The following is an 11,038-nucleotide window of genomic DNA, read 5'->3' as shown; positions in this document are numbered from 1 at the left end:
CACTTACGTCGCACTCTGCGTTGTCAGTACTATCGCGATTGAAAAGCACTGCGTTGCCAACGGCTGCGTACAAAGCATGACCTTGTTTTGATTATCGCACCGACGCTCCGCGTCGGCATGCAGTGCGTGATGCTCTGCGTCACACGGCGGTTCTGTGATGTCAGAGGGATTGGGGTTCGACTCAGGTCAACTTTTCGCCCTCGGCGAGTTACTTTGAAGGACCAAAGTGAGCAACGTCCCAGCTTTCACGATCATTCAGAGGCTCAGCGTACATCAGCATCAGGCGGTACATCGCCGTCTGCGCTGGTGTCGATGCTTACAACCACCGACATGCCTGGTCGCAAACGCTCCAGCATGGGCTGATCGGCATCGACCACGATGCGCACCGGAATACGCTGGGAAATCTTCACAAAGTTGCCGGTCGCGTTGTCGGCGGGCAGCAGGCTGAACTCCGAACCCGCAGCAGGCGAAATTCTTTGAACGTGCCCATGCATCTTGTGGCCGTCGAGCGCATCGACGGTAAAGCTCACCGGCTGGCCCAGACGCACGTTGGCCATCTGGGTTTCTTTCATATTGGCCACGATCCAGCGCTGCGCAGGCACCAGTGCCATCAATTGCGCGCCCGAGTTGACGTAGGCACCAAGACGCACGCCAATCTGCCCCAACTGGCCGTCACGCGGAGCGACGATACGAGTGTTGTCCAGGTCGATGCGCGCCAGCTCGATAGCCGCCTGAGCGTTGGCAACCGACGCTTCCAGTGAGCCACGGTTGACGATCACTGTCTGCAGGTCCTCACGGGCGATCTGCAATACTGCCTTGGCTTCTGCAACCGCAGCGTTTGCCTGCGCATCTGCAGCACGGGTCACGTCAAGCTCGCTTTTCGACACCGAACCATCGGTCACCAAAGCCTGATTGCGGCGCAGATCGGCAGCGCTTTTGCGACTCTGTGCGATGCTGTTCTGCAATTCGGCCTGGCGCTGGCCGATAGTCGCTTCGGCGCTGCGCCGCTGTTGCAGGTTATTGGCCAGCGAGGCCTTCTGCACCGCCAGTTGCGCAATGGCCTGGTCCAGGCGCTGGCGATAAATACGGTCGTCCAGACGCACTAGCAAGTCGCCAGCCTTGACGAACTGGAAGTCCTGTACCGGCACTTCGTACACATATCCGCTCAACTGCGGCCCGATCAGCGTGGTCTGGCCCTTGACCTGTGCGTTCTCGGTACTCTCGATCGGACTCGCGAACGGTGGCAGTTGCCAGGCATACAGCACCACCAGCACTCCGGCCAGCGCGACGGCCCCGAAGATCACTGAAGACACCACTCGCTTGCGGGTCGAGCGCGGCTTGCTGGTGACCGGAGAAGTCAACGGTGCCGGAGGCGGCGCGCTGCGGGTTGCTTCTGTATCTGAAGTAGTGGATTGGGTCATGAAGATTTAACGCCGGAATTGGATACGGGAGTCGAAGCGCCAGGTGCCACAGGTGCCAGCGCCAACGGTTGAGTCGTCATTTTCAGCCACAGGACCCGGGCTGAAATCCAGACCATGATCAGCACGGCAATCAGGGCGATCAGCATGAACACATCGTTATAGGCCAGCACGTTGGCTTCCCGTGTCGCGGCCGTAGCCATTGCGCGCATGCCTTGGCTGTTGCGCAGCGACGGATCAGCGATAACCGAACCGTAACTGGCGCTGTAACTTTGCAATCGCGCCTGAACCAGCGGGTCGATCAGGGTCAGATGCTCGACAATGTGACTGGAGTGAAACTTCTCGCGCACGATCTGAAAAGTGCCCAGTGCAGCAGACCCGATAAGACCACCGATGTTTTGGGTAATCCCGAACAACACCGAAAAACTCACCATGTTGCGCGGGTTGGCGAGCACCCCGCTGATCCCCAGCACCAATGTCGGACCGAGAAAAAACGTGCCACCGAACGCCAGCAGAAACTGGCTGAGGTACATGTTCGATTGCCGGGTCAGATTGGTCGAGTGACTGTCCATCCATGCACCGATGGCCATCATCGCCAGGGAGATCAGCAACGGCTTGATCAGGTGCGCAGGGTTGATGGTCAGCGCACTGGTCGCCAACCCGGCCACGCTGCCCAGCAACATCACCAGATACAGCGTGTGCAGTTGCTGACTGCCCATGTTGAGCGCCTGAAGAAAACCTACGGCCCCCACTGACTGCTCGGACAGCACTACTCGAAACAGGATAACGGCCAGGCCGAGGCGCAGGATCGCCCCGCTGCCGAGCCAGCGCGTGATCAGCAACGGATTGCTGCGGTTATGCTCGATGGCCAGTCCTGCACAGATCAGCACAATGGAGGCGGCTGAAGCCAGACCTATCCACTGCGCCTCCAGCCACCATTCAATACGCCCCAGCGACAGCACCGCGCACAGCAGTGCAAAGCCGGTAGCCAGCAAACCGAAGGTCAGAAAATCCAGCTTTTCGAATGCCTTGAAACGATCCCCCGGTGGCAGCTTGAGCATCAGCACGCAACCCAGCGAGAGCAGCGCCATACCCAGTTCGAACAGATACAGGCCGCGCCATTGGGCAATCTGCAACAGGTCTTCGGACACCAGACGAGCCAGCGGCGTCGCCAACTGAGCCGTGCCAAGCCCTAGAACCAAGGCCTTGAGCCTCCACTTCTGCGGGAAAGCCTGAATCATGTAGTACAGCCCAAGGGTACTGAGCGCGGCGCCGACCATACCGTGCGCCGCTCGCACCGCGATCGCCGAGTCAATGTCGTTGACGAAAAGGTGCGCCAGCGTCACCAGTGCATAGAGCACCAGAAACAGTTCGGTGAACGCGCGCAAGCCGAATTGCTGACGAAACTTCACCAGCAACAGGTTCATCGACACGTTGGTCATGATGTAGGCGGCCGGCAGCCAGGCAATGTCCTGCGACGTTGCCCCCAGCGCACCTTGCAGGTACGGCAGGTTGGCCACCACCAGCGCGTTACCGAGCCCGCCGGTCAGCGCGACGATCACTCCCACCAGAGCAAATGCCCAGCGCCGCGCGTCAGAATGCAGCGGCGTCGACGGCGAGCCGGGCATGGTCGGACGCTCGTGGGCAGCCCACTCGCGCGGAGCATATTTATCGCTCATACAGGACAGTCATGGAGGCTTTCATGGGTCTACCCGAAGAATTCCCTTCTGTGACATTAATGACAGTCATAATACTCATCAGCAGACAACGATTCGCCTCGGTCCTTCAAGTGCAGCAACGCTTAGTTCCCCCGCAAACGCTCTAAATGGTGGTTTTCTGAAACTTCAGGCTATGCTTAAACGCAGTTTTGCTTTGCACATTTGCGCTGCTAGGATCTTCTGCGAAGCTCCAACAAAACTCGAACAAGAAGAAAGCGCAACCGAACAAGGAGTTCAGAATGAGTTCACAGGTTTCATCGGCCCGCCCGGTTCGACAGCCCACCAGCCGGGATTCGATCGTTGTCGACGTGCGTAACCACATCGGTCACCTGACCCTCAACCGCCCGGAAGGCCTGAACGCAATCGATCTGGACATGGTCCGCCTGCTTCGCCTGCAACTTGATCGCTGGGCTGATGACCCGTCTGTTCATGCCGTGGTTCTGCGCGGCGCAGGTGGTAAGGCGTTCTGCGCCGGCGGCGATATCCGTTCACTGTATGAAAGTCATCAGAGCGGCCAGGACCTTCATCACACATTCTTTGCCGAAGAATATGAACTGGACCTGACGATTCACCGTTACCGCAAACCGGTACTGGCCCTGATGGACGGTCTGGTGCTGGGTGGCGGCATGGGTTTGGTTCAGGGTGCCGACCTGCGCGTAGTCACCGAACGCAGTCGGCTCGGCATGCCGGAAGTTGCCATTGGCTACTTTCCGGATGTGGGCGGCAGCCATTTTCTGTCGCGACTGCCAGGCGAACTGGGCACCTGGCTGGGCGTAACCGGGTCACAGATAGGCGCAGCCGATGCGCTGTATTGCGGCCTTGCCAACTGGTCCATGGACAGCGAAATGCTGCCGCGCCTCGATCATATGCTCGACCACCTTAAATGGAAGTCGACGCCGCTCAAGGACCTGCAGGGAGCCTTGGCCAAGCTGGCGACCCAGCGCCTGCCCTACCCGCCTCTGGAAATCCTGCGACCCGCCATCGATCACTTTTTCGCCCTGCCGGACATTCCCAGCATGCTTGAGCAACTGCAAGAGGTGGTCATCGGCGATACCCGCGAATGGGCGCTGGACACCGTCGAGCGGATGAAACGCCATTCGCCGCTGGCAATGGCCGTGACACTTGAAATGCTGCGTCGCGGCCGTCACTTGCCGTTGCAGGCTTGCTTCGCCATGGAACTGCACCTTGACCGTCAATGGTTCGAGCGCGGTGATCTGATCGAAGGCATACGTGCCCTCATCATCGATAAAGACAAGAAGCCGCAATGGAAACACGCCAGCGCGCAGGACGTCAGCAGCGCGCATGTGCACAGTTTCTTCAGCGGTCTGGAGAATTGAACCGTGCACGACCTTGAACTGAGTGAAGAGCAGGTAATGATTCGCGACATGGCGCGCGACTTTGCCCGCAATGAAATCGCGCCGCACGCCCAGGCCTGGGAAAAGGCCGGCTGGATCGATGATGCGCTGGTCGCCAGGCTAGGTGAGCTGGGCTTGCTGGGCATGGTGGTCCCGGAACAATGGGGTGGCACCTACCTCGATTACGTCGCCTACGCTCTGGCGGTTGAAGAAATCTCCGCCGCTGACGCTGCCACTGGAACGCTGATGAGCGTACACAGCTCAGTCGGCTGCGGTCCCGTCCTCAATTACGGGACAGATGAGCAGAAACACACCTGGCTGGAACAGCTTGCCACTGGCCGCGCAATCGGCTGCTTCTGTCTGACCGAACCCCATGCCGGCTCTGAAGCACATAACCTGAGGACTCGCGCCGAATTACAAGGTGATGAGTGGGTCATAAACGGTGCCAAACAGTTCGTCAGTAATGGCAAACGGGCAAAACTGGCCATCGTGTTTGCCGTGACCGACCCTGAACTCGGCAAAAAGGGCCTTTCAGCGTTTCTGGTACCTACCGAGAACCCCGGCTTCGCAGTCGACCGCAGCGAGCACAAGATGGGTATCCGGGCGTCTGACACCTGTGCGGTGACACTGAACAATTGCAGAATCCCGGCTGCCAATCTGCTGGGTGAGCGAGGCAAGGGCCTTGCCATTGCCCTCTCCAATCTGGAAGGGGGTCGTATCGGTATCGCGGCACAGGCGCTGGGCATCGCCCGAGCCGCATTCGAGGCCGCGCTGGCCTACGCGCGTGAGCGTGTGCAGTTCGATAAACCGATCATCGAGCATCAGAGCATCGCCAACCTGCTGGCCGACATGCACACCCGCATCAATGCCTCGCGATTGTTGATTCTGCATGCTGCGCGTCTGCGCAGCGCCAGCCAGCCCTGCCTGTCCGAAGCATCACAAGCCAAGCTGTTTGCCTCGGAAATGGCCGAATGGGTGTGCTCCAAGGCAATTCAGATTCATGGCGGCTACGGTTACCTTGAAGACTACCCTGTCGAACGCTATTACCGGGACGCGCGCATAACCCAGATTTATGAAGGTTCCAGCGAAATCCAGCGCCTGCTGATTGCGCGCGAACTGCGTCATTATCTGGTCTGACCACACTGATTGCCCCGGCGACTGCCGTCGTCGGGGCATGCCGTCATCGCGCAGTGAATCGTTCCCGCCCAAGCAGAGTCACCAGCAATGCGACCGAATCGGCGTTTTTAAGCATGATGTCGGTGCGCTTGTGGACGTCGCTATAAAACACATCACGCGCCTCTTCCAGGGTTCTCTTGCCGGTGATACTCAGAATGGTCTGCTTGCCGTTACCGTCCCTTCGTCTCAAGTCTCGCCATGCGTCTTCATCCAGCTGCTTGAACAGTTTGTCGCGGTCAGTCTGAAAGGAGAGGGTTTTCTGCTGCTGATAAATCAGCTCGTTCCTCACATGCAGTCGATAAATCGGCGCATCTTCAAGCACATCGATAAATGGTGCTTGAGAGTCGACGTACGCAATGTCGTTGGCATTGAGCACCAGATGAGATAACTCATGAATCAGGATTGCAGCACGATAGTGAGGGCCAAACTTGAAATGCCCTGAACGTATCGCGCTGAGCTTCAGTCGGTAGGTGGGCAGGCGAAAGAACTGCTCGGTCAGAAAAATCCGTCTTGATGGATCTTCCTTGAAAATGAACGCATTGGAAGACTCGTAACCTGTTCGATTGACCCCGACGACATAGCGCGCAGAATCGATGGGCGACAGCGAAGGATCCATCAACTCTTGATAAAGGTCGATAACAGCCTTTTTGGTAACATCGTAAAGTCGCTCATCCGGGTCTTTATGAGCAAAAAAATCGACGAGTATTTTTTCCGTTCTCGGGTTTACCTTACCGTTCGGCAATCGCCAGGTCAGGTTGGCCAGACAGTTTTCCAGATAGCGCTGAGCCTGAGCGTGTCCATCTTCGATAGACTGGGCCATTTCCCGGTAGGAACGTCGAATCTCAGGCATGCCGCGAGCGTTGACGACCATGGTTTCGTCAACCAGATCATCCACGAGGCTGCCGTCAAAGCGGCTGAGCGCACCACCCCCGCCTTTCAGCCCACCCCGGATGTCAAGTATCCATTGCTGATTGGCATCCAGTACCACAGAAGGACCGATCTTGTTACCTGCGATAATGAACCAGCCGTCCTCATCGGATTGCAACTCATAGGTTTTCCCATCGATGGCTGCATACTTTTTGCCCGTGACCGGATGGCGGTAAACACTCAACAATTCGTCCTTTTGCAGCGCGGACAAGGCAATGTCACGGACTTCGAATTCGCGCAGGCGGTCTCGTATCTGCTGCGTCAGTGAGCTGTTGCTCCAGGAAAACTCGGTCACATCAGGCACATCCGTCCCGCCGTCCAGCTGTACAAGCGCATCAGACAGGCCAGTCTCCTCGGATAAGACGCCCGCTTCGTCAGTTATCCGTGATGTAAATGCCGAGGGAGTCTGTCTGGAAGAAATCATCACGCTCAACGCAGCCATGAATTCCGAGAGAGCCTTGCCCCAGTTCTGATCCCCGGCAGAGATGACCGACAGATTCAACAACGTCTGCCCCTGAATGATTCCAATCAGCGCACCCAGACGGCCAGGCATCAGCGCCATGACTTGCTCGGCACCCAGCGTGAACAGGTAGCGGGACGAAGCACTGCGATGTTCGACGTTAGTGACACTGTGCTGTTGCACTTGTAATGTCAGGATATCCAGAGCGCCCTTGAACATCAGCAACAGGCAATTGCCCTCATAAGGATTTATCTTTACGGTTACCGGAGCGGGTTTCTCAAAGGGCATATCAAAAGACGATTCTGCGCTGAAAGGCAGGTGCGGCTCCGCGAAGCCGCCGTTGTCGTAGACCTTGCGCAAATCGGGATCAATACGGTCCAGCATGTAAGTCTGAAGACTTGCAGAGGTGTGTATGTCCTGCAGCAGCGCTACCTTGTCCGGGTATTCCTTGAAAACAAAGTCTTCGTGCAGCGGTGCGTACAGCACCCAAGGCCCCGGTTGATTGTCCAACGGGCCTATCAGGTACGTATTCAGGACCACGGTCGGCTCCCAACCTTCCGTCGCAGCAAGCAGCTGCAAGGGGCTCACCCCTATCTTGCAGCCGTCGACAGGTAAACGTGCAAGGGCATCGGGCATATTCAATACGTTTTCGATGACCCGATAGGCTTGCTCGGACAGTTCGTTCTTCAGCCTGAGCGCAAGCGCTCGAAGAATATCCAGCGAGGGCACCTGTTCGACGAACAGTTTGCGTCGCTCGGGGTAATCCGACGTCGCCACGGCCAGCGCGGAGTTCAGCATGCTGCGATAACCCGCCGCGAGGTCCAGTGACCTGACTACATCACGAACATAAGCAGGCGTCAGTGACGCATTGAGCGGCTGATCGTCCCATGACGAAAGAAGAATGACTCCGTCCTGTCTGGACAGGAAACGGTTGATAGCATATTCGGCAAGGTTTTCGCTTACGGTTTGCGTGGCCGCAGGTATCAATTGAGGCGTTTGCCCCTGCGCAACCGGGGCAGGAACATAATGGGTCAGCGTAACCCGGACATTTTCAGGGTCAGGACGAGGCTCGGTGAAATCGATTTCAAACCTGCTTTTCAATTGCTCGCAGGAGTATTCATAAAGGCTGGGGATATCAAACAGAAAATCTTTTTTGCCGACACAGGTCACATAGAACCGCTGCAAGGCATCCACCAGAATAATCTGATCGGTCCTCGATGCATGGCTGATCCATGAGGGCACGATGGCTTTGTAAATGATGAACTGAATCGCAACGCCCAGATAGCTGAGCGCCTGGCGATTGCGGTCGTCGCGCTCTATAGCCCCCAGCACATTGACAAAAAGTTCTGACGGCAGCCGCCAGTCCACTGCCTGCTGGTAAAGATAGGCCGCAGTGTTTCGCTGACGCTCCACCTCCCCCTTTTGCAAGGCCTCGATGAAATGCCCGTCAATGCGCTTCAGACCTACCTCAAGATCAAGCTTGCCTTCTTTGGCACGCTGATCAAGCAGCATCTGCCTGTCCGACTCGGCAAAAACACCGGATAAGTGGGAAACCAGTTCGCTGCCTGCCAATCGCGCGGCTACATACTCCTTCAGTGCCTGCAGCGTTTCGAAAAGTATGAGCCCTTTGCTCAACATCCATAGAGCTGGCTGGCTGTCAGCACGCGTTTTATTGACCACGAATAGGTTGGGCACCTGAATCGCTTCTGACTCAGGGGTGTGTTGAACTGAAACGGCAAACGCGTCAACACGCGCCTCACTCAGCGCCTCCCTGAGGTGTGGTAACGGCCGGTCAAGTAGCTGCTGAACGTTTTCGATGACTGATTCGGGAAGTACGGCAATGCGCTTTTCGACAAGCATTTCCAGGCGCAGTATGTCATCCCGAACCAGCGCAGACAGAGCACCGGTGCGCACGCAGCGATTCAAGGGACGAATCGACCGTGAATAAAATTCGCTGATCTGCTCCTCAAAGCGGTGCGCGAAATCTGCCTGCACACAGACCAGTATGTGTTCGAGCAATGCCAATGGCAGACGGTGCACCGGCTGTTCCATAACCGGAGAAACCAGTCCTGCAACCACAACGCCGTCTGACAGCGACGCCTGCGTGTAGCCGCAAACCCGGTCAAGCGCCAGCGAAAGCAGGCGCACGGGCACTGCGTCTGCTGCAGCTGGCAAGACCCAAAGCCTCCGTGCATCCAGCGACGCTCCTCCAAGCACAGCCAGGTATCGGTTCAGCGCGTGGCGCATGCAGCCATCCACCCCGGCATGTAGAACATCAATGCGCTCCAGCAACCCATCGAGCTTCTTCAGCTTGGCAATCCAGTTGTAGGAACGCTCGGAAGCCAAGTCCGGCTGTTGCCGCGTGTCAGCCAGTGCGGACGTTCCCCAGACCTGATCGAAGGCCAGCGGCTCCGGGTGCCAGCGCCCTGCGTCATGCAGGTTCGGCAGCCGACCGTCCAGTAGCCTGCGAATATCCAGCGCATCATCGACCCGCACCGGATTTTCTTCGGAATGAAGGGCGGGCAGTTCCAGCACATAACGCAAATTACGCTTTTGCAAAGCAATGACCGAATCAACGAACTCACTGAAAAATGCTGCGCTGAGCGCATCCTGATGCAGCTCGACCTCTCCCTGCTCCCTGACGGCAAGGTGGTCGTTCAAGGATGAATAAGCCAACAGCTTTGCACGCGAGGGATCGCTCACTAAGTACGCAGTTGCCAAGGCTGAATCGCCAAAGCGCAAAACGCCCTGTAGCGAGGAATAAAGAAACACGCTCGACGACTCTCTTGCGGCAAAATCGATCAGGAACATGCCCACCAGTTTTACCGGTTCCTGGTCGGCCACTGCGACTGACAGACGTCGGACACGTATCGACGATGCATCAACAGTGTCAGGGTTCGAAGGCAACAGGCTGAGCAAACAACGATACTCAGCCTCAGTCATCGTGCCATGTGCCCTGCTCGATAGAAGATGCTGACGAAAACACTCCGCGAGCGCATGGCTGACAAAGTCTCGAACTGAATGCCCGTCCTGCCGTCTGGACATCCAGTAGTCAGACAGCAGTTGTTCGTAAGCAACGCTGACTTCGGAAACACAGTCAGCCAGCGCCTGCTCGAACAGGCTCGTCTGTGCCTGAGACAAGGCCAGTCCCTTGGCGTCCAGAAATTTTCGTATCAGGCTTCCCGGGCGTGGTTCCGCGGAAAATGCCTGTACAGCCGCATCGGCCAGATACTGAGTGCCGACGACCGAGCCCCTTGGGTCAGTCCCGGCCTCGGTATCGACAAGCTGCAATAGCTGGCTGAAAACATCGATACTGCCTAGGCCCTTCTGCGATAAAACTGTCTGCAAGGCCTTGCCTGCCGCAGCTCGCATGTCAGGCAGGTTCTGCAACTGCACCGACAGATTTTCCAGATGCCCGGCCTGCTCACGCATCACAGCCAGCGTACGTGCTTCGAAAAGCGAGCCATCAATGCGCTCTGCCTCGAGCGTCGATATCGCGCTAACCTCATTGAAACGCTGCTGTAACGTGCCGAGCAGCGAGCTGCGACTCTCGAATCGCTCGATCCCGAAGGCCAGCGTACTCAAAAAAACAGGCGCTGCAGTTCTGGCAGGGTCACTGATGAACAAGGCCCCTGCCAGTTCGGCGTTGTCAGGTGAACCGTCGCCTATGATCAGCCGGTCGGCTCTCGGAACGCGTTCATCAGCAGTCGACTCACTGTTCGCGGCATTCAACAGCCGTAGCCAATTGCCCTCATCCAGGCTGATGCGAGAGCTGTCGATTGCGTCCTGAATGTCTTGTGTGAATCGTGCGCGCAGAGAGTCGCTGAAAAAATATGGAAGTGCTGCTGACATGTACTGTTTCCTTCGGATAAAGCCTCATCGCGCACTCCGTGCGGGCGCATGGCGAGGTAAAGGAAACAGCTTATTGAGGTAGCGCGACGCGCCTGCGTTACATAAAGCAATTGATCAACAGGCGCGCGCCAC

At 57.2% G+C, this 11,038-nt stretch carries 5 protein-coding genes; 2 read left to right on the top strand and 3 right to left on the bottom strand.

Annotated elements, in window-relative coordinates; all coding sequences use genetic code 11:
• Positions 1-263: 263 nt before the first annotated feature.
• The gene (locus ALO80_RS08260) at positions 264-1,421 is read right to left on the bottom strand and encodes an HlyD family secretion protein (protein WP_055008615.1); all 1,158 of its coding nucleotides are present in this window, start codon (positions 1,419-1,421) and stop codon (positions 264-266) included.
• Positions 1,418-3,097 carry an MFS transporter gene (locus ALO80_RS08255; protein WP_055008614.1) on the bottom strand — a complete coding sequence of 560 codons (1,680 nt, stop codon included), beginning with the start codon at positions 3,095-3,097 and terminating at the stop codon, positions 1,418-1,420. Before ALO80_RS08255 ends, ALO80_RS08260 begins: the two co-directional genes overlap by 4 nt.
• 278 nt (positions 3,098-3,375) lie before the next feature.
• Here ALO80_RS08255 and ALO80_RS08250 point away from each other — a divergent pair, with 278 nt between their 5' ends.
• Both ALO80_RS08250 and ALO80_RS08245 read left to right on the top strand, forming a co-directional pair.
• A complete protein-coding gene (locus ALO80_RS08250; protein WP_055008613.1) occupies positions 3,376-4,473 on the top strand; it encodes an enoyl-CoA hydratase/isomerase family protein in 1,098 nt (365 codons plus the stop codon).
• Positions 4,474-4,476: 3 nt separating this feature from the next.
• Entirely contained in the window at positions 4,477-5,628 is a 1,152-nt protein-coding gene (locus tag ALO80_RS08245) for an acyl-CoA dehydrogenase family protein (protein ID WP_055008612.1), read from the top strand.
• A gap of 43 nt (positions 5,629-5,671) precedes the next feature.
• On the opposite strand, the gene ALO80_RS08240 is transcribed toward ALO80_RS08245, so the two are convergent.
• Positions 5,672-10,906, bottom strand: a complete 5,235-nt coding sequence (locus ALO80_RS08240) for a dermonecrotic toxin domain-containing protein (protein WP_055008611.1) — start codon at positions 10,904-10,906, stop codon at positions 5,672-5,674.
• Positions 10,907-11,038 lie beyond the last annotated feature (132 nt).

Origin of the sequence: Pseudomonas caricapapayae (genome assembly GCF_001400735.1) — a bacterium.
Lineage (GTDB): Bacteria > Pseudomonadota > Gammaproteobacteria > Pseudomonadales > Pseudomonadaceae > Aquipseudomonas > Aquipseudomonas caricapapayae.
This window is presented reverse-complemented; position numbering and strand designations above follow the sequence as displayed.